Source organism: Methylobacterium sp. Ger2507 (assembly GCF_055231875.1).
Genome location: NZ_JBUYVC010000001.1, coordinates 499107 through 517428, shown reverse-complemented (window position 1 = coordinate 517428; position 18322 = coordinate 499107). Strand labels below are relative to the sequence as shown.

Here is an 18322-nt window from a genome sequence, read left to right as displayed (position 1 = left end):
GTGATGGGGGGCCAAGCGTCTCGTGATCCCGGGGCGCTGGGGTGCCGCCGCGATCTGAGCCTATTCGTTTCAAATGACGGACTGGCAACCGTCTGGCGGCCGGATCAGCCCGCGTCGTCGAGTTCCGGCCCGCGTGTGACATCGGGGCCGCCCGGCGCGCCGGCCGGCGGGCCGACGGTGACCGGCCGTCCCGTGCGCGCCGCCTCGTAGATCGCCTCCATCAGGACATGGTCCTGAAGGCCCTCCTCACCGGGGGTACGGGGGCGCCGGTCCTCCTGGATGCAGCGGGCCATGTGGTCGATCTCGAGAGCGAACTGGTTCTTCTGGGGCAGGATGCGGGTGTCCTGCGATTCCACCGCTCCGTCCGGCCGTGCCACCACGAGGCGCTGGCCCCGATACGCGAAGGCGTTCTGGAGATCGATGTCGGCCCGTTCGGTGTGGAGCTGGAGCCGACGCGACTCGTGCACGCCGTAGCTCGTCATGCACTGGGCGATGAGGCCGGACGGGAAGCGCAGGGTGAAGGAGACGGATTCCTCGACCTCGGCGAATTTCGCGTCGCCCGAAGGCGAGTGGATCTGCGCGTCGATCGAGACCGGCTCCTCGCCGGTCAGCGCCCGCACGCCGTTGAGGCAGTACAGCCCGATATCCGGCAGGGCGCCCCCGCCCGCCAGCGCCTTCTTGAGGCGCCATTGCTGCGGCAGACCGGTGGTCTGGCCGTTGAAGGCCTGGATCAGGCGCGGCTTGCCGAATTCGCCCGAGCGGGCGAGCCGCACCACCTCGCGGTTATAGGGCTCGTACTGGCAGCGATAGGCGATCATCAGCTTGACCTTGGCCGCCGCGCAGGCCGCGATCATGTCGCGCGCCTCGGCCGAGGAATTCGCCATCGGCTTCTCGCACAGCACGTGCTTTCCGGCCTTGGCGGCGGCCAGCACATCGCCCCGATGGATGGCGTTCGGCGTCACCACGTAGACGGCCTGGATCGCCGGATCCTTCGCCAGCCGGTCCCACGCGTCGTAGCCGTAGACCGCCTCCGGCGCGATCCCGTATTGCTCGGCGACGAGCTTGGCCTTGGCCGGCGTGCCCGACATCAGCGCCACCACGCGTGCGCGCTTGGTCTCGCCGAAGGCCGGGAGGATCTCCTCCAGGCTGAGCCGCCCGAGGCCCACGATGGCGAAGCCCACCCGCTTGCCCGGTGGCATCGGAGCCGGCGGCGGCGGAGGCGCCCGGTCTCCCGGGCCGCGCCAGTTCGGGAACAGCACCTTGCCGCCCTGAACCGCGCCGGTATCGGCCGGAACCGAGGGACCGGGCGGTCCGGATTGCGCGGCCGCGCTCGTCGCCCCGAGGGCGAGGCCGGTCAGCGTGGCGCTGCCGGCCCGAAGGACGTTGCGGCGGGAGAGCGGGAGGTCATCCGTCATGAAACTCGCTGCGGGTTCCGGGGAGGGAGCGGCGTCCGGGAGCCCCGAAAGCGCGGGGGCCGCAGGTTGCCTGTCCCCCGGGAACGTCAGCCCGGCGGGGCGAGTTCCGACCCCCTTGCCGACCTCCTTGCCGGGTGCCCCGCCCGGCCGGGCGGGCGTTCAAGCGTCCCGGGACGGGTCGCCGGAGCCGGTCGGAGCCTCCACCTCGCCGCGCTCCTGCAGGACCAGGGCAACGAACCAGCACAGGGCGGCCCAGGCGGCGCCGACGCACCAGCCCGCCACCACGTCGCTCGGCCAATGCACCCCGAGATAGATCCGGCTGATGCCGACCAGCAGGGTGGTGGAGACGCCGATGATCAGCACCAGCAGCTTGACGGCGCGCTGGCGGTCGACGCGGGCGATCAGGCTGGCCAGGGTCAGGTAGGCGATGGCCGACATCATGGCGTGCCCGCTCGGGAAACTCGCGGTGAACACCTCCATGCCGTGGGGCACGAGGTCCGGCCGCGGCCGGTGGTAGAACAGCTTCAGCACCGTCGAGGCGAGTTCGCCGCCGCCGATCGCCGCGACCACGAAGACGGCGATGCGCCGGCGCCCCGTCATCGCCAGGTAGGCGCAGGCCGCCGCCGTCACGAACACGATGGTGAAGACGCTGCCGAGCCCGGTGATGTCGCGCATGGTCTCTTCCAGCCAGCGCGGTCCGATCGGGTCCGAAAGATCGGCCGGGTTGCGCAGGGCCAGCAGGACCTTGCGGTCGAGGGCGGCGGTGGAGCCCTCGCCGACCTCGTTGGCCAGGGCGAAGAAGCCGTAGCCGAGCAGGCTGACCGCCAGCAGCGCGATGACGGGGCCGACCTCGTTGAGGCGAAGGGCCAACCGCAGGGCGTTCACCCGCGTGACGAGCGGGTTGTTCCGGTAGCCGGAGGGCAGGACGTTCATGCGGGCGACTTCTATGGATCGTTCGTCGGTCGGGACCGGGAGCGTGCCGGCGCGGGAGGCCTCCGACGGCGCGAAAGCTCCCCGAGACACCAACGCCCCGCTCACGGAGCCGTTCGGCATAGACGAACGGCGGACAAGGCTCCATCCCGACACGGTTTCTGAGCGCGCGACGTCTCTCATCGGTCGCTCGCCCCTCGAAGCCTGATGGGCCTACCCGAACGAAACGCTGGCCCGGCGCTCCCAGGGGCCGCCGAGATAACGCCACAGCAGCAGGCCGGGCGCCGTGAATCGGAACGGCGTGAATTCCGCCTCGAGTTCGGCGTGCAGGGCCCGCGCGGTGGCCGGGTCGACCTTGTTCTGCACCGTGACGTGCGGGCGCCAGCCCTGCCGGTCCTGCGCGGTCAAGCCGTCTTCCAGGGACTCGAACTGCTCGGCGAGGCGAGCCCGGAAGGCCGAGAGGGCGTCCGAGGCCAGCACGTAGGCCACCCCTCGCCCGGTGAAGCGCAGGCCGGTCACCGCCACCTCCGGCGGCGTCTGGCTGCGCATGAGTGCCGCCAGGGTCTCGACGATACCCGGCTCGCTCAGGCCCGGCAGGTGATGGAACAGGGTCGCGTGGGCGGGGATGTGGTTCAGCGCCTTGGGGAAGTGCCGGCGCCGCAGGCCGTCGAAGCGCGCGAAGGCGTCGGGCTCCATCGCCAGGGTGAGGATCAGCGGGTCGGGCGTCGGGCTGCGGTCTGTCATGATCCGTTCGAGATGGCGCGGCCGCGGCCGCATTCCAGGGCTTGGACGGGCCAAGGCTCGGGCGGGCGATGTCTCCGGCGCGCGATGTCTCGGGCGGGTCAAGTTTCGGGCGGGTCAAGTTTCGGGCGGGCCAGGTTTCGCGTGGGGCGCCATCGTCCCGGCCCGAGCGTCCGACCTGTTCAGAGGCGCCCGGGCCGGGTAGACAGCCCCCATGCGGCGCAGACACCGGGAGATCGTACATGTGGGGCGGGATGGCTGGCTCTTCCTGATCGGAGGCACCAACGGGGTCCTCGAGCAGTATCGCGCCACCCTGTCCCGCTGGTGGCGCCTGCGCGGCTGGGTCAAGCTCATCGAGACGCGGGCCGCCCGCGCCCAGGCGCTCGGCATCCGCTACCTGCACGTGGTCGTGCCGGAGAAGCTGTCGGTCTACGACGACCGCACCGTGGATCTGCGCTACGATCCGCGCCAATCCCCCGCCCGGGTGCTGGGGCGGCGCCTCATCAACAACCCCGCCTATGTCGACCTGCTGTCGCCGATGCGGGCGGCCCGCGACGGGCCGGTGCCGCTGTACTACCGTACCGACACGCACTGGAACTACGAGGGCTGCCGCTTCGCCTACCGCGAATTGATGCGGGCCTGCGGGGCCGTGCCCCCGGCCGATCTCGACGCGCGCCAGCGCTACGAGACCACGCGGGTGCGCGACCTGGGCGAGAAGCTGCCGGACAAGCCGGTCGAGACCGCGAGCCACGCCGTCCTCGACCGCGACGCGCAGCGCGTCTACGCCAGCCCCCTGGTCGCCGCCTACGAGGCTGCCGGCCGCGCCCCCGACCTGCATGTCGGCGCCCATGTGTGCTTCCGCAACGACCGTCCCGACATCGATCCCCGCACCCTCGTGCTGTTCGGCGATTCCTACGCGCATTTCGCGCCGATCATGCTGACCGGCATCCTCGCCGAGAGTTTTCGCGAGGTTCACTTCGTGTGGTCGTCGAGCATCGACTGGGCCTATGTCGAGCGGGTGAAGCCCGATCTGCTGCTGTTCGAGATGGCGGAGCGCTTCGTCACCCGGCTGCCGGACGACACTTTCGACATCGCCACCTATCAGACGGGCCAGCACCTGGCCGCCGCCGATCCGGTGGCGCCGCCGGTCCAGGCACCAGAGGGCGAGACGCCTGAGGGACTTCCCGTCCAGGCCTGAACGCCCATGTTGGGCCTCAGGCGTGACGAAGGGACAGGATCATGGGGCTGCTCGTCGACGGGGTCTGGCAGGACACCTGGTATGACACCAAGGGCACCGGGGGGCGCTTCAAGCGCACCGACGCCAAGTTCCGCAACTGGGTGACGGCGGACGGCGCCCCCGGACCGACCGGGGCGGGCGGCTTTCCGGCCGAGGCCGGGCGCTACCACCTCTACGTCTCCCTCGCCTGCCCCTGGGCCCACCGCACCCTGATCGTGCGCGCCCTCAAGGGCCTGGAGGACGCGATCTCGGTCTCGGTGGTCGACCCGCATATGGGGGCGGAGGGCTGGGTCTTCGGCGACTCGCCCGGCGCCACCCCCGACACCGTCAACGGTGCGGCCCGTCTCTACGAGGTCTACCTCCGGAACGATCCCGGCTTCACCGGCCGCGTCACCGTGCCGGTGCTGTGGGACAAGCGGCGCGCCACCATCGTGTCGAACGAATCGGCCGAGATCATCCGCATGCTGAACGGCGCCTTCGGGGGGGCGGGGCCGGACCTCTACCCGGCCGACCTCGCCGAGGCGATCGATGCCGTCAACGCCCGCGTCTACGATGCCGTCAACAACGGGGTCTACAAGGCGGGCTTCGCCACCGAGCCGGATGCCTATGCCGAGGCCTTCACCGCCCTGTTCGCCGAACTCGACGCCCTAGAGGCAAGGCTCGACGGCGCCCGCTACCTCTGCGGCAGCCGGCTGACGGAGGCCGACATCCGCCTCTTCACCACCCTGGTGCGGTTCGATGCGGTCTATGTCGGGCACTTCAAGTGCAACCGGCAGCGCATCGCCGACTATCCCAACCTGTCGAACTATCTGCGCGATCTCTACGCGCTGCCGGGCGTCGCCGGCACGGTGAACCTCACCCACATCAAGCGCCACTATTACGAGAGCCACCCGACCATCAACCCGACCGGCATCGTGCCCCTCGGGCCGGCTCTCGACTTCGACGCGCCGAACGACCGCGCCCGGCGCTTCCCGGCCTGAGCGCACTTGGCGCGCCGCCGCAGACCCTCGACGAATCGCAACCCAGCCTTACATCGGAGTCATGATGCTGCTCTCGACCGCCCGCCTCGTCCTCGCCGCCCTGCCGCTGATCGCGGCCGCGCCCGCCTTCGCCCAGACGGCCGTCAAGCTCGAGGGTCGCTGCGAGAAGCTCGTGATCGCCGGCAAGGACGTGTCGGCGACCTGCAAGAACACCCTGATGAACACGGTCTCGCGCAACCGCACGAGCTTCGACTTCGCGGCCGAGGGCCGGTCCCTCAGCTTCAGCGGCAACGGCGCCCAGCAGGAGCGCACCGAGGAGACCGATCCGCTTCAGCCGATCAACCTCGTGATCCCGAGCGAGACCACGAAGGACGGCGTGGTCCAGGGACCCCTGGTGGCGGTCGGCTCCTGCGCCTTCAGCACGCCGCAGCCGGGCAAGACCGCGATCACCTGCGAGGCGAACGCCGCCAAGGGCACCTACCAGGGCGTCTTCGTGACGGATACCAAGGCGCCGGACGAGACGGCGGGCGGAAGCGCGCCGGCGCGTTAAGGGCCCGGCCTCCGGGCGCGTCGTCGGGGCGGGGGCAGGGCCTGCAGGCTGCCGCTCTGGTCCAGACGCGCGGAGTTCCCATCTCTTGCTCTTGACGCGGGAGGCGATGGGTGGACAGACCCGGCCCTCCATCGATCCAAACCAAGGCCTCGAGGACGTGATGCTGAACGATGCGCCGATGCCGGGCGAACCCACCAAGGATGTGACCACGGCGAGCTTTCGCCAGGACGTCATCGCGGAATCGATGCACCAGCCGGTGCTGGTCGATTTCTGGGCCCCGTGGTGCGGCCCGTGCAAGCAGCTCGCGCCCGTGCTGGAGAAGGTGGTGGCAGCCTCCGCAGGCCAGGTGAAGCTCGTCAAGATGAACATCGACGAGCATCCCTCGATCGCGGGCCAGCTCGGCATCCAGTCGATCCCGGCCGTGATCGCCTTCGATAAGGGCCAGCCGGTCGACGGCTTCATGGGCGCCGTGCCGGAAGCCCAGATCAAGGAGTTTATCACGCGCCTCGCCGGCCCTGCCGGTCCGAGCCCGATCGAGCAGGCCATGTCCGAGGCCGAGGCGCTTCTCGGCACCGGCGACGTGGCCCAGGCCGCGCAGCTCTACGCCGCCGTTCTGTCCGAGGAGCCCGAGAACGTCGACGCGATCGCGGCGCTCGCCAAGATCCAGCTCGACGCCGGCGATATCGAGAACGCCAAGCAGCTGGTCGAGATGGCGCCGGCCGACAAGGCCTCCCATGCGGGGCTCGCCAGCGTGCGCGCTGCGATCGAACTGGCCGAGCAGGCCGCCGCGCTCGGCGACCTCGGCAGCTTCCAGACCCGGATCGAGGCCGATCCGAACGATTTCCAGGCCCGCTTCGACCTCGCGCTCGGCCTCAACGGCCGCAACATGCGCGACGAGGCGGTGGACCAGCTGATCGAGATCGAGCGGCGGGACCGGACATGGAACGAGGGCGCGGCGCGCAAGCAGCTGCTCACGTTCTTCGAGGCCTGGGGCCTCATGGACAAGGCCTCGATTCGCGGGCGGCGGCGCTTGTCGACGCTGGTCTTCGCGTGAGGCAGCCAAGCAACGGCGGGGGGACGCGATGAGCACGCATGCGGGCTACAAGGGACCGGCCGACTGCCCCGGAGTGATCCCGGTCTTTCCCCTGCCCGGTGCGCTGCTGCTGCCGCGCGGACAGATGCCGCTCAACATCTTCGAGCCGCGCTACCTCGCGATGATCGACGATGCCCTGCGCACCGACCGGATCATCGGCATGATCCAGCCGGACGTGGAGGCCGGCGCGTCGCCCATGACCCCGAAGCTGTTCCGCGTCGGCTGTGCCGGGCGGATCACCCAATTCGCCGAGACCGGTGACGGGCGCTATCTCATCTCGCTCACGGGCATCGCCCGGTTCCGGATGGAGAGTGAGCTGGCCACCACCACGCGCTACCGCCGCTGCCAGGTCTCGTACGACGACTTCGCCTCCGATTTCGAGCCGCGCGCCGGCGAGGAGGCGGTGGACCGCGAGGGCGTGCTGAAGGCCCTGCGCGATTTCGTCGAGGTCAACGACCTCAAGGTCGACTGGGCCGGCATCGAGGAGGCGCCCAACGAGGCGCTGGTCAACGCGCTCTGCATGATGAGCCCGTTCGGCGCCCGCGAGAAGCAGGCCATGCTGGAGGCCGCCGACCTCAAGACCCGGGCCGAGGTCTTGATCGCGGTGACCGAAATGGAGTTGGTGCGCGGGTCGGGCTCCGAGCCCACGCTCCAGTAGTTTTCTCCCGCGAAGGATACGCCCCAGATGGCCGATGACACCCCGAGCCCCGTCGAGGCCACACGCGTCGACCCCAAGCTCCTCGAGCTTCTCGTCTGCCCGCTGACGAAGACCACCCTGGAGTACGATGCCGCCCGGCAGGAGCTGGTCAGCCGCTCCGCCCGCCTCGCCTACCCGATCCGCGACGGCATCCCGATCATGCTGCCGGAAGAGGCGCGCGCGCTCACCGACTAACCGGCGCCGTATCATGGCCGAGCGCTCCGTCAGGGCAGGGCGACCCACCATCGCCATCGTCGCCACCGGCGGCACCATCGCGATGCGGAACGATCCCGTCACGGGGGCGCCGGTCCCGGCCCTGACCGGGGCCGATCTCGCCGCCGCGGTGCCGGGCCTCGCCGATTGGGCCGCGATCGAGGTGGTGGAATTCGCCAACGTGCCGAGCGCCTATATGGGCCCGGCCCTGTGGCCGGACCTCAGCCGCACGGTGGCGGGGCTGCTCGACCGGCCGGAGATCGCCGGCGCCATCGTCCTGCACGGCACCGACACCCTCGACCAGACCGCGTACTTCCTCGACCTGACGCTCAAGAGCGACAAGCCGGTGGTCATGGTCGGCGCCCAGCGCAACGCGTCGGATGCCGATGCCGACGGCGCGCGCAACCTCCTCAGCGCCGTGCGCCAGATCCTGGCCCCGGGCGCAGGTCGCATGGGCGTCACGGTCACGCTCAACCACAACATCAACGCCGCCCGCGACGTGCGGAAGACCCACACCCACAACGTCGAGACCTTCAACTCCGGCGAGGCCGGCTTCCTCGGCCATGTCGATCCGGACCGGGTGGTGTTCACCCGCCAGTCCCTGCGCCGCCAGACCCTGCCGCTGCCGGACCGGCTCGCGCGGGTCGAGTTGGTCGCCATGGCGGCGGGCAGCGACGGGCGCCAGCTCCGCCACGCGGTGGCGGATGGCGCCGAGGGCGTGGTGATCGCCGCCTACGGCTTCGGCAACGTCAACGAGGCCCTCCACGACGCGGTGGTGGAGGCGATCGCCGCCGGGGTCACGATCGTGGTGGCGAGCCAGGTGCCTCATGGCCGGGCGCTCCCGGTCTATGGCTTCAAGGGCGGCGGCAGCACGCTTCGGGCGGCCGGCGCCGTCTTCGCCGACGACCTCTCGCCGGACAAGGCCCGCGTGTTGGCGCTGCTCGCCCTCCCGATCACCCGCGATCGGGAAGCTTTGCAGCTGTATTACGATCGATAAAGGCCAGGCTTTCGGCCTGTTGTGCCCTGTTCAGGCAGTTTGAGACATACGTCTCGTCATGTGGTTGCGGCGTCTGTCACAATCTTGCCGCTTCGGCGGGTATGCTCGACGCACTCTCAATCGATCGTCTGCTTGGAACGTCGGCGTGCCGCCTTGCGGCCGCGCCACGCACGGGCGCTGTTTGCCGAAGGATGATGCATGACCAAATTCGTGGTGGTTCTGGCGCTCGGAGCCGGCCTGTCCTCGCCCGCGATGATCCCGGCCGCCGCGCGTGACGGCGGAAACTTCAACGGGGCGTGGTCGGTCGAACTCGTGACCGAGACCGGTATGGTCTGCGACAGCCGCTATACCTACGCGGTGTCGGTGCAGGAGGGGGCCGTGCGCCTTGCGTCGGCCTCCGGTTCGGCCAGCGTGAGCGGCCGGGTCGGCCCCGACGGCACGGTCGGCCTCAACGTCTCCAACGGCACCGCCTCGGGCGCCATCTCGGGCCGCCTCCAGTCGCAGAGCGGCGGTGGCACCTGGAAGGTCTCCTCGCTCTGCTCGGGCCGCTGGACCGCCCGCCGCCAGACGACGCGGACCGCGCAGGCGGACTGAGCGCGCGGGCGGTGCGCCGCGCCGCGTCCGTGACAGCAGACTCGCGCATCTCGAAACGCGACGTGGGCCTCCTCCTCATTGAATCCCGGGCCTGCCCGAGATCCGTCGGACGTGTGGGGAAGCGTTGGAGGTTGGAGGTGGCTCCGCCAGCCTCCGCCAGCTGAGGGTCACTCAACCACCACCATCCCGAGCCTCTCCCCACTAAGGGAACCTCTCCCCATAAGGGGGAGAGGGACGGGCGCTCTGGATTTGGTCCCAGAAATCGATTCAGCCCCTCAGGCGGCGGCGAGCCACTGGCGCGCTTCTTCGATATGCGCGCGGTCGAAGGTCTTGATCTGGGCCGGGGAAACCTTGCCGAAGGTGTCGGCGATCATCCGCAGCCAGGAGGCGTCGGTCACCAGGGCGACGTGGCTGACGCCCTTCATCATGGCGAGGCCGAAGCGCGGGTCCTTGAAGAACGCGGCCGGCTCCATGCCCTTGAACTCACGGACGTCTTCCAGGAGCTTGATCTTGCCGCCCTTGTCGAGGTCGGCCTGCATAGCGGTGATGACGGTGTTCATGTCCGCATCGGTGATCTGTCCGTCGACCACGATCTCGGCGACGCTCGAATCCGGCTTCTTGGTGTAGGTCAGCACGTGGGGCACTCCTCAGGGGATCGAACGCTACCCAAGCGAACGTCGCGCCAGCGTTATAGGAAACTCTGCGGGTCCACGTCGATGGCGACCTTCACGTTGCCGCGAATCTTCGGGCCGCGTGCCAGCCATTCGCGCAGGTAGGTCTGCAAATCGACGGCGCGCTCGGTCTTCACCAGCAGCCGGAAGCGGTAGCGCCCGCGGATCAGCGCCAGGGGCGCCTCGGCCGGCCCCAGCACCATCACGCCCTCCGGCGGCTCGGCGGCGCGGGCCAGCGCCTGCCCGTGCGCCTCGGCCACGTCGCGCTCGTTGGCCGAGACGATCAGGGCGGCCAGCCGGCCGAAGGGCGGCAGCCCCGCGGCTTCGCGGGCGCCGATCTCCTCCTCGTAGAAGCGCTCCGAATCCCCCGACAGCAGCGCGGCGATCACCGGGTGGTCGGGCTGGTAGGTCTGCAACAGGGCGCGGCCCGGCTTCTCACCGCGCCCGGCCCGGCCGGTGACCTGCTGCAGCAGCTGGAAGGTGCGCTCGGCCGCGCGCGGGTCGCCGGAGGTCAGCCCGATATCGGCGTCGAGGACGCCCACCAGGGTCAGGTGCGGGAAGTTGTGGCCCTTGGCCACGAGCTGCGTGCCGATGACGATGTCGCAGCCGCCCTCCGCCACGGTCTGGAGTTCGGCCCGCAGGCGCTCGGCCCCGCCGGGAAAGTCGCTCGACAGCACGATGACGCGCTTGTCGGGAAAGAGCTCGGCGACCTCCTCGGCGATGCGCTCCACGCCGGGGCCGCAGGGGGTGAGATTGTCGAAGGTGCCGCATTCCGAGCAGGAATCCGGGCGCCGCTCGGCATAGCCGCACTGGTGGCAGACCAGGGCCCGGCGGAAGCGGTGCTCCACCAGCCAGGTCGAGCAGTTGCGGCACTGGTAGCGGTGGCCGCAGGCCCGGCACAGGGTGAGGGGCGCGTAGCCGCGCCGGTTGAGGAACAGCAGGGCCTGGTCGCCCGAATCCACGGTCTCGCGCACCGCCGCCACCAGGGCCGGGGCGATGAAGCGGCCGCGCTCGGGCTTGTCGGCGCGCATGTCGATGGCGGCGATGTCGGGCAGGCGCCGGCCGCCGAAGCGCTCGGGCAGGGCGACCCGGAGGTAGCGCCCGCGCTCGGCATTGACCCGGGTCTCGATCGACGGGGTGGCGGAGGCCAGCACCACCGGGCAGTTCTCGATGCGCCCGCGCACCACCGCCATGTCGCGGGCGTGGTAATGCACCCCGTCCTCCTGCTTGTAGGCGGCCTCGTGCTCCTCATCGACCACGATCAGGCCGAGATCGGCGAAGGGCAGGAACAGGGCCGAGCGGGCGCCCACCACCACGGCGATCTCGCCCGCCGTGACCCCGGCGCGGATGCGCTCGCGGCGCTTGCCCCCGACGCCCGAATGCCAGGTCGCCGGGCGTACGCCGAAGCGCTCGGCGAAACGGTCGAGGAACTGCGCCGTCAAGGCGATCTCGGGCATCAGAATCAGCGCCTGATGGCCGCGCCGGACGCAATCGGCCACCGCCTCGAAATACACCTCGGTCTTGCCCGAGCCGGTGACGCCCTCCAGCAGCACGGTCGGCGCCTTGTGCTCCACGCCGGGTGGCGCGACCTTGCCGTCCGCCGGCAGGGGATCGCCGATCGCGTCCGTCGCCGCCGGCTCGGCCGAGGCGGGGTTCATCAGCGCCACGAGGTGGCGCACCGCCGCCTCCTGCGCCTCGGAGAGCGGCACCCGGGCATGGTCCGGGTCCGGCGGCAGGGCGACCGGCTCGGGGGCCAGGGCGAGCGCCTCCAGGGCGCCGTCATCGATCAGGCCGTCGACCACGCTCAAGGAGACGCCCGCCTCCTTGGCGAGCGCGCTCTTGCCGCGCAGCGTCCCGTCCGCCGCCACGGCGAGCACCTTGGTGCGGGCGGCGGTCGGCCGCGCCGGGGCCTTGCCGGAGGCCCGCACCCCGATCCGCACGGTCTCGGTCAGGGCCGATTCGTCGGGCAGGCGCAGGGCCATGGCCAGGGCGGAGCCCTTCGGCGCCAGGGTGTAGCGGGCGAGCCAGTCGACCAGTTCCCGCAGGGCGTCCGGCAAGGCCGGCACGTCGAGCCGGCCGGTCACCGGGCGCAGGTTCGAGCCGCCGGGGCTCTGGCGCACGCCCCAGACGACGCCCACGGTCTCGCGGGGGCCGAGGGGAATCTGCACGACCTCGCCGACCGCCAGATCGAGCCCGGCCGGAACGGCGTAGCTGTAGGCGCTGTCGAGCGCCAGCGGGATCAGGATCTCGGCGATGCAAGGCATCGGGCGGGGCTTTGATGGAACATAACCGGAATATAGGCATCCTGGTGGTAATGCGCGACCGCTGCGCAGCCGATCGTCGCGAGGAGGTGCACTAGGATGGACGAATCCGGACGATCCGCGCCCGGCGATGCGGACCTCGAGGGGGTGCTGCTTCTACACGGCCTCGCCCGGCGGGCCGCCTCCATGACCCGGCTGGAGGGTACGTTTCGCGCGGCCGGGTTCGCGACGCTGAACCTCGACTACCCCTCCCGCAAAGCCGGTCTCGGCGATCTCGTGACGGTCATCGGACCACCCGCAGCCGCCTTCGCCGCCCGGGTGCGGACCCTGCACGTGGTCACCCACTCGATGGGTGGCCTCCTCGCCCGGGCGTGGCTCCACACGCAGCGGCCGGCCAATCTCGGACGAGTGGTGATGCTGGGGCCGCCGAACGGCGGGAGCGAGGTCGCCGACCGGCTCCACGGCTTTCGCGCCTACCGGCGCTTCTTCGGTCCGGCCGGAGCCCAGTTGACGACCCGGCCGGACGATCGCCTCCGCGACCTCCTCGGCGCCATCGACTATCCATTGGGAGTCATCGCGGGCGACCGCACGCTCTATCCCGTGGAATCGTGGCTGATGCTGCGGGCTGCCAATGACGGCCGGGTCACCGTCCAGCGCACGCGGGTCGCGGGCATGGCCGACCACATCACGTTGCATGCCAGCCACGGCCTGATGATGCGCAACCCCGCGGTCATCGCCGAGACCCTCCGCTTCCTGCGGACCGGAGGGTTTTCGCCGTCGGCCCGCGGTGACACAAGGCTCGCATGAGCTTCGATGCGCCCCAGCCCGCCCCCACGCCGCCGCGCCTCGATCTGCGCGGCATCGGCCTGCGCTTCGGCGCGGTGCGGGCGCTCGCCGACGTCTCGCTCCAGGTGCAGCCCGGCGAGATCCTGGCGCTGCTGGGCGATTCCGGCTGCGGCAAGAGCACGCTCCTGCGGGCTATCGCAGGGCTGGAGCAGCCGGACACCGGCACCATCCGCCTCGACGGCACGGTGGTCAGCGAGGGCGGCCGCGGCGTTCCGCCGGAGGCGCGCGGCGTCGGGCTGATGTTCCAGGACTATGCGCTGTTCCCCCACCTGACGGTGGCCGAGAACGTCCGCTTCGGCCTGCATGCCCGGTCCGCCGCCGAGGCCCGCGTCCTCGCGGCGGCGCGCCTGGAGCAGGTCGGCCTCGCCGACCGGTCCAACAGCTATCCGGGCACCCTGTCGGGGGGCGAGAGCCAGCGCGTCGCGCTCGCCCGCGCGCTGGCGCCGGGACCGCGCATCCTCCTCCTCGACGAGCCGTTCTCGAATCTCGACCGGCGCACCCGCGACCGGGTCCGCGACGACACCCTCGCGGTGCTGCGCGCCAGCGGCACCACCACGCTCCTGGTCACCCACGATCCCGAGGAGGCCCTGGGATTTTCCGACCGCATCGCCCTGATGCGCCGGGGCCGCATCGTGCAGGTCGGCACCGGGCGCGACCTCTACGAGCGCCCCGGGAGCCACTTCGCCGCGCGCTTCTTCGGCGACCTGATCGCCTGGGCGGGCCCCTGCCGCGCGGGCGCCCTGGCGACGCCGTTCGGGCCGGTGCCGGCGCCGGGACGGGCCGAGGGGACGGCCCTGCGCTACTGCCTGCGCCCGGAAGCCCTGCGCCTCGGCGCAGCGGGGGCGGGCCTCGACGCGGTGGTGACCGGGCGCCGCTTCCTCGGAGCGCATGCGCTCCTGACTCTGGCTGTCGAGGGCTTCGCCGAGCCCCTGCGGCTGCCCGTGCCCGACGCGGATTCCCGGCAGCCCGGCGACCGGGTCGGCCTCACCGTCGCGCCGGAGAGCGGTTTTATTTTTGGCGGCGAACGGGATTAAAAGACGATCCGCGCCTGCCCCGGCGCCTAGTCTGCACCTGTTGTTTGGAATTGGTTTAAGTCTAAGACATCATCCTTGCTTTTTTCGCCGTGATGCTTCTGAACACCCGTCGGGTTCAGCGGAGAGGGTATCGGCGATGGCGGGCGGGATGCGGGTGATCGGGTTCGCGGGGCTGATGCTGGCGACCGTGATGGGCACGGCCTCGGCCGCGGAGGTGAACCTCTACACCACCCGCGAGCCCGGCCTGATCCGGCCTCTGCTCGACGCCTTCACGGCCAAGAGCGGCATCACCGTCAACACCGTCTTCGTCGAGAAGGGCCTCGCCGAGCGCGTGGCCGCCGAGGGCGCCCGCGCCAAGGCCGACGTGCTGATGACCGTCGATGTCGGCAACCTCATCGACCTCGTCGACCGCGACCTCGCCCAGCCGGTGCGCTCCGGCGTGCTGGAGGCGGCGGTGCCCGCCACCCTGCGCGACGCCGAGGGGCGCTGGTTCGCCCTGTCGATGCGCGCCCGCGTGCTCTACGCCGACAAGGACCTCTCCGATCTCACGGCCATGACCTACGAGGGACTGGCCGATCCGAACTGGAAGGGCAGCCTGTGCCTGCGCTCGGGCCAGCACCCCTACAACACGGCGCTGATCGCCCATTACCTCGTCAAGCACGGGCCCGAGAAGACCGAGGCGTGGCTGCGCGCCCTCATGGCCAACCTCGCCCGCAAGCCGGCCGGAGGCGACCGCGACGTCGCCCGCGACATCCTCGCCGACACCTGCCAGATCGGCCTCGGCAATTCCTACTATGTCGGCCTGATGCGCTCCGGCCGCGGCGGACCCGAGCAGCAGAAATGGGGCGACGGCATCAAGGTGGTGATGCCCACCTTCGCGGGCGGCGGCACCCATGTGAACATCTCGGGCGCGGTGGTGTCCAAGACCGCGCCCAACCGCGACGAGGCGGTCAAGCTCCTCGAATACCTCGTCTCCGACGAGGCCCAGGGCCTCTACGCCAAGGCCGATTACGAGTACCCGGTGAAGGCCGGCGCCCCGATCGACCCGCTGCTCACGGCGCTCGGCCCGCTGACCATCGATTCCGTGCCCCTGGTGGAGATCGCCCGCAACCGCAAGGCGGCGAGCCTCCTCCTCGACAAGGTCGGCTTCGACAATTGAGGGCGCTCCAACCCTCCCCCTTCCGCGGGGGAGGGGGCCTGCGCAGCAGGCGGGCCGAGACGAAGTCCCGCCAGAGGGGAAGCCCTCTCCGGGCATGTCGCGCCCCTCACCCGACCCGCTGACGCGGGCCACCCTCTCCCGCAGAGGGGAGAGGGACGCGCGCAACGCCTTCACGGCGTGCGAGCGGGCCGGTCCCTGCGGGAGAAGCGCCCACACGTTCGGCCGATCCATCGCAGACGCATTCGAGACCCGCATGACCGGGGCCGCCCCCGCCCTCTCGTTCACCCGCAACGCACGCGGCCTCGCCTGGGGCGCCGCCGGGCTGGCGTTGTGCGTGTTGGTACTGAGTCCGGTCGTCGCCCTCCTGGTGGCGGCCGGAGAGGGCGCCGGTGACGCGGCGGGCGGGGCCCTGTGGCCCCATCTCGTCGCCCACGTGCTGCCGCAGGCGCTGCGCGACACCGCCCTGCTGCTCGCCGGGGTCGGCGTGCTGGTGATCGCCCTCGGGGCCGGATCGGCCTGGCTGGTGGCGGCCTACGACTTCCCCGGGCGGCGCCTGCTCGAGGCCGGATTGCTGCTGCCGATGGCGGTGCCGACCTACATCGTCGCCTTCGCGTATCTCGACCTGCTGCACCCGATCGGACCGGTCCAGACCACCCTGCGCGATCTCCTGGGCTATGCCCGCCCGCGCGACCTCGTGCTGCCGGAGATCCGCTCGCTGCCCGGCTGCATCCTGCTCCTCGGCTTCGTGCTCTACCCCTACGTCTACCTGCCGACCCGAGCGCTGTTCCTGATGCAGGCCGCCAACCTCATCGAGGCGGCGCGGATGCTCGGGCGCTCGCCTTCCGGGACCTTCCTGCGCGTCGCCCTGCCGATGGCGCGCCCGGCCATCGCGCTCGGGGCGAGCCTCGCCCTGATGGAGGCCCTCAACGACATCGGGGCGGCGGAATTCCTCGGCGTCCGCACCCTCACGGTCCAGGTCTATGCCACCTGGGTCAACCGCTCGGATCTCGCCGGCGCGGCCCAGATCGCCCTGGTCATGCTGGTGGCGGTGGTGGCCCTGGTGGCGGTGGAGCGCTGGGCCCGGTCGGGCCGGGGCTTCGCCGGCACCGCCCAGCGCCCGCGCCGGCTCGCCCGGCAGCGGCTGTCGGGTCCGCGCGCCTGGGCCGCCCTGGCCCTCGGGCTCGTGCCCGTGGCGATCGGCTTCGCGATTCCCGCGAGCTACCTCGCCCATGCCGCCCTCCGGCGGGTGCTGCGCAGCGGCCTGCCCGAGACGATCCTGCCCGAGATCGGCTACACCCTGCTGTATGCGGGAATCGCCACGCTCCTGGCGGCCGCCCTCGGCTTCCTGGTGGCGGCCGGCCCGCGCCTCGTGGCGCGCCGCTGGGGCGAGGCGCTGATCCGGGTGGCGAGCGTCGGCTATGCCCTGCCGGGCGCGATCCTGGCCATCGGCCTGCTCGGCCCCCTGGCGCTCGCCGACACGGCCCTCTCGGCCGGCACCACGCAGCTCTTCGGCATCGCCCCGGCGCTGATCGGCCTCGGCACCGGCGGCGCCCTGGTCACGGCCTACCTCGTGCGCTTCCTCGCGGTCAGCATCGGCACCTGCGAGGCCGGGCTGGCCCGCGTGCCCCGCAGCCTGCCCGATGCCGGGCGGATGCTCGGGCGCGGCCCCGGCGCCACCCTGTGGCGGGTGCAGTTCCCCCTGGCCTGGCCGGCCGTGCTCAGCGGGGCCCTCCTGGTCTTCGTCGATTGCGTCAAGGAATTGCCCGCCACCCTGCTGCTGCGCCCTCTCAACGTCGAGACCCTGGCGACCCACCTCTACGGCGAGGCGGCACGCGGCACCTACGAGGACGGCACCGTGGCGGCCCTGCTCATCGTCGCCGTCGGGCTCGTGCCGGTGGTGATCCTTCTCCGCCTCGGGACCCCGCGCCCCGAGGCCGGGCCGGAACGCGCCGGAGCCGGGGTCAAACCCGCCGAGCCCGCGACAGAACCTGCCGATCAGCGCTTGACGCCGCTGCGCCCATAGCCCTAGAAGGCCCTCGGTCCGGGTGCGTAGCTCAGCGGGAGAGCATTCGCTTCACACGCGAAGGGTCACAGGTTCGATCCCTGTCGCGCCCACCATTCCCTCCGAAGCCGCCCCGACGCTTGGACGATCCCCTCAGAAGATCGAAACCAGCACCAGGCCGCCGACCATCAGCAGGCAGCCGAGGATGCGCCCCGTCCCGGCCGCGTGCTGGGCGAAGCCGAGCCATCCGTGATGGTCGAGCAAGGTCGAGGTCAGGATCGCCGCCGTCACGGTGATGCCGGTGAAGACCGCCGCGCCGAGGCGCTCCGCCAGGAAGATCATCGCCAGCACGTAGGCCCCGCCCATGGCGCCGCCGGCCCAGGCCCACCAGGGCACCCCCGCGACCCGTGCGGTGCCGGGCCAGGCGAGGCCGACGAACGGCACGGCCAGCAGATAGACTGCCGCATTGGCCCCCGTCACCACGAAGGCGGCGAGGATCGGCTGGCCGAGTGTCCGCGCCAGGGTGGTGTTCGCCCCCGCCTGGACCGTGTTCAGCACGCCCGCGGCGGCCGCGATGAAGGCGATGAGGAGGGGCATGGCGTGTCCGTCTCGGTCCCGGCATCCGACCGGACGCGGAGGCGTGCCGGTCTGGCGTTGCTGCCACTCGCGACAACCGCTGCGCCGGCCCGAGCTTTCAGACCTGCGACGTTCGTGCGCAGTCGGGGAGACGGTGTCCGGAACGGTGTTGTCGAAGCGCGGGCTCTTCTCTCCCCCTCTGCGGGCTGGTGTGGGGAGTGTCCGGAGCGGTCACACACCTCACCCCAGGCCTCTCCTTCCGGGAGAGGGAGCCCCGTGGGGCCTGAATCCCATCCGCAGATGACCTCCAGAACACTCCTTTCCCG

The 18322-nt window shown here is 71.2% G+C and carries 18 protein-coding genes and 1 tRNA gene; 13 read left to right on the top strand and 6 right to left on the bottom strand.

The window, feature by feature from the left end; translation table 11 throughout:
* Positions 1-104: 104 nt before the first annotated feature.
* From ACV7NL_RS02450 to ACV7NL_RS02440, 3 genes are all read right to left on the bottom strand, one after another.
* The gene (locus tag ACV7NL_RS02450) at positions 105-1415 is read right to left on the bottom strand and encodes a Gfo/Idh/MocA family protein (RefSeq protein ID WP_463354819.1); all 1311 of its coding nucleotides are present in this window, start codon (positions 1413-1415) and stop codon (positions 105-107) included.
* 159 nt (positions 1416-1574) lie between these two features.
* On the bottom strand, positions 1575-2348 hold the full coding sequence (locus ACV7NL_RS02445; protein ID WP_056181716.1) for a phosphatase PAP2 family protein: 774 nt from the start codon (positions 2346-2348) through the stop codon (positions 1575-1577).
* 210 nt (positions 2349-2558) lie between these two features.
* Complete coding sequence (locus ACV7NL_RS02440) at positions 2559-3089, bottom strand: 2'-5' RNA ligase family protein (RefSeq protein WP_056486010.1); 531 nt, start codon at positions 3087-3089, stop codon at positions 2559-2561.
* A 211-nt stretch (positions 3090-3300) separates the two neighbouring features.
* On the opposite strand from ACV7NL_RS02440, the gene ACV7NL_RS02435 reads away from it, so the two are divergent.
* The 8 genes from ACV7NL_RS02435 to ACV7NL_RS02400 all read left to right on the top strand — a co-directional run bounded on the left by ACV7NL_RS02435 (position 3301) and on the right by ACV7NL_RS02400 (position 9447).
* Complete coding sequence (locus ACV7NL_RS02435) at positions 3301-4284, top strand: alginate O-acetyltransferase AlgX-related protein (protein WP_247635827.1); 984 nt, start codon at positions 3301-3303, stop codon at positions 4282-4284.
* 41 nt (positions 4285-4325) lie between these two features.
* The gene (locus ACV7NL_RS02430) at positions 4326-5303 is read left to right on the top strand and encodes a glutathione S-transferase family protein (RefSeq protein ID WP_056181713.1); all 978 of its coding nucleotides are present in this window, start codon (positions 4326-4328) and stop codon (positions 5301-5303) included.
* A 64-nt stretch (positions 5304-5367) separates the two neighbouring features.
* On the top strand, positions 5368-5853 hold the full coding sequence (locus tag ACV7NL_RS02425) for a hypothetical protein (RefSeq protein ID WP_056181992.1): 486 nt from the start codon (positions 5368-5370) through the stop codon (positions 5851-5853).
* A gap of 160 nt (positions 5854-6013) precedes the next feature.
* Positions 6014-6907, top strand: coding sequence for a thioredoxin (trxA, locus tag ACV7NL_RS02420; protein ID WP_056181989.1), 894 nt, complete (start codon positions 6014-6016; stop codon positions 6905-6907).
* A gap of 28 nt (positions 6908-6935) precedes the next feature.
* Positions 6936-7604, top strand: a complete 669-nt coding sequence (locus ACV7NL_RS02415; protein WP_056181708.1) for an LON peptidase substrate-binding domain-containing protein — start codon at positions 6936-6938, stop codon at positions 7602-7604.
* A gap of 27 nt (positions 7605-7631) precedes the next feature.
* Positions 7632-7838: a Trm112 family protein gene (locus ACV7NL_RS02410; protein ID WP_056181705.1), complete on the top strand. Its 207-nt coding sequence runs from the start codon at positions 7632-7634 to the stop codon at positions 7836-7838.
* 13 nt (positions 7839-7851) lie between these two features.
* Positions 7852-8853, top strand: coding sequence for an asparaginase (locus ACV7NL_RS02405; protein WP_463354818.1), 1002 nt, complete (start codon positions 7852-7854; stop codon positions 8851-8853).
* 198 nt (positions 8854-9051) lie between these two features.
* Positions 9052-9447, top strand: a complete 396-nt coding sequence (locus ACV7NL_RS02400; RefSeq protein ID WP_056181702.1) for a hypothetical protein — start codon at positions 9052-9054, stop codon at positions 9445-9447.
* Positions 9448-9722: 275 nt separating this feature from the next.
* On the opposite strand, the gene ACV7NL_RS02395 is transcribed toward ACV7NL_RS02400, so the two are convergent.
* Positions 9723-10082: a SpoIIAA family protein gene (locus tag ACV7NL_RS02395; protein WP_056181699.1), complete on the bottom strand. Its 360-nt coding sequence runs from the start codon at positions 10080-10082 to the stop codon at positions 9723-9725.
* A gap of 53 nt (positions 10083-10135) precedes the next feature.
* On the bottom strand, positions 10136-12382 hold the full coding sequence (locus tag ACV7NL_RS02390; protein WP_463354817.1) for a primosomal protein N': 2247 nt from the start codon (positions 12380-12382) through the stop codon (positions 10136-10138).
* 96 nt (positions 12383-12478) lie between these two features.
* Between ACV7NL_RS02390 and ACV7NL_RS02385 the strand changes: the two genes are divergently transcribed.
* The 5 genes from ACV7NL_RS02385 to ACV7NL_RS02365 all read left to right on the top strand — a co-directional run bounded on the left by ACV7NL_RS02385 (position 12479) and on the right by ACV7NL_RS02365 (position 17536).
* Entirely contained in the window at positions 12479-13186 is a 708-nt protein-coding gene (locus ACV7NL_RS02385; protein ID WP_056181690.1) for an alpha/beta fold hydrolase, read from the top strand.
* Positions 13183-14259: an ABC transporter ATP-binding protein gene (locus ACV7NL_RS02380; RefSeq protein WP_463354816.1), complete on the top strand. Its 1077-nt coding sequence runs from the start codon at positions 13183-13185 to the stop codon at positions 14257-14259. Before ACV7NL_RS02385 ends, ACV7NL_RS02380 begins: the two co-directional genes overlap by 4 nt.
* A 148-nt stretch (positions 14260-14407) precedes the next feature.
* Entirely contained in the window at positions 14408-15418 is a 1011-nt protein-coding gene (locus ACV7NL_RS02375) for an extracellular solute-binding protein (protein ID WP_463357042.1), read from the top strand.
* A gap of 253 nt (positions 15419-15671) precedes the next feature.
* Positions 15672-17441, top strand: coding sequence for an ABC transporter permease (locus ACV7NL_RS02370; RefSeq protein WP_463354815.1), 1770 nt, complete (start codon positions 15672-15674; stop codon positions 17439-17441).
* A gap of 20 nt (positions 17442-17461) precedes the next feature.
* Positions 17462-17536 (top strand) — tRNA-Val (locus ACV7NL_RS02365).
* Between the two features lie 37 nt (positions 17537-17573).
* Here ACV7NL_RS02365 and ACV7NL_RS02360 read toward each other — a convergent pair.
* Positions 17574-18017: a DMT family transporter gene (locus ACV7NL_RS02360; RefSeq protein WP_463354814.1), complete on the bottom strand. Its 444-nt coding sequence runs from the start codon at positions 18015-18017 to the stop codon at positions 17574-17576.
* Positions 18018-18322: the final 305 nt, after the last annotated feature.

Excerpts from the sequence above, each read along its gene's own strand:
- ACV7NL_RS02370 (WP_463354815.1), top strand. The coding sequence starts at position 15,672 with ATGACCGGGGCCGCCCCCGCCCTCTCGTTCACCCGCAACGCACGCGGC.
- ACV7NL_RS02360 (WP_463354814.1), bottom strand. The coding sequence starts at position 18,017 with ATGCCCCTCCTCATCGCCTTCATCGCGGCCGCCGCGGGCGTGCTGAAC.
- ACV7NL_RS02380 (WP_463354816.1), top strand. The coding sequence starts at position 13,183 with ATGAGCTTCGATGCGCCCCAGCCCGCCCCCACGCCGCCGCGCCTCGAT.
- ACV7NL_RS02435 (WP_247635827.1), top strand. The coding sequence starts at position 3,301 with ATGCGGCGCAGACACCGGGAGATCGTACATGTGGGGCGGGATGGCTGG.
- ACV7NL_RS02375 (WP_463357042.1), top strand. The coding sequence starts at position 14,408 with ATGCGGGTGATCGGGTTCGCGGGGCTGATGCTGGCGACCGTGATGGGC.
- ACV7NL_RS02415 (WP_056181708.1), top strand. The coding sequence starts at position 6,936 with ATGAGCACGCATGCGGGCTACAAGGGACCGGCCGACTGCCCCGGAGTG.
- trxA (WP_056181989.1), top strand. The coding sequence starts at position 6,014 with ATGCTGAACGATGCGCCGATGCCGGGCGAACCCACCAAGGATGTGACC.
- ACV7NL_RS02445 (WP_056181716.1), bottom strand. The coding sequence starts at position 2,348 with ATGAACGTCCTGCCCTCCGGCTACCGGAACAACCCGCTCGTCACGCGG.
- ACV7NL_RS02430 (WP_056181713.1), top strand. The coding sequence starts at position 4,326 with ATGGGGCTGCTCGTCGACGGGGTCTGGCAGGACACCTGGTATGACACC.
- ACV7NL_RS02400 (WP_056181702.1), top strand. The coding sequence starts at position 9,052 with ATGACCAAATTCGTGGTGGTTCTGGCGCTCGGAGCCGGCCTGTCCTCG.
- ACV7NL_RS02440 (WP_056486010.1), bottom strand. The coding sequence starts at position 3,089 with ATGACAGACCGCAGCCCGACGCCCGACCCGCTGATCCTCACCCTGGCG.
- ACV7NL_RS02385 (WP_056181690.1), top strand. The coding sequence starts at position 12,479 with ATGGACGAATCCGGACGATCCGCGCCCGGCGATGCGGACCTCGAGGGG.
- ACV7NL_RS02425 (WP_056181992.1), top strand. The coding sequence starts at position 5,368 with ATGCTGCTCTCGACCGCCCGCCTCGTCCTCGCCGCCCTGCCGCTGATC.
- ACV7NL_RS02410 (WP_056181705.1), top strand. The coding sequence starts at position 7,632 with ATGGCCGATGACACCCCGAGCCCCGTCGAGGCCACACGCGTCGACCCC.
- ACV7NL_RS02390 (WP_463354817.1), bottom strand. The coding sequence starts at position 12,382 with ATGCCTTGCATCGCCGAGATCCTGATCCCGCTGGCGCTCGACAGCGCC.
- ACV7NL_RS02405 (WP_463354818.1), top strand. The coding sequence starts at position 7,852 with ATGGCCGAGCGCTCCGTCAGGGCAGGGCGACCCACCATCGCCATCGTC.
- ACV7NL_RS02450 (WP_463354819.1), bottom strand. The coding sequence starts at position 1,415 with ATGACGGATGACCTCCCGCTCTCCCGCCGCAACGTCCTTCGGGCCGGC.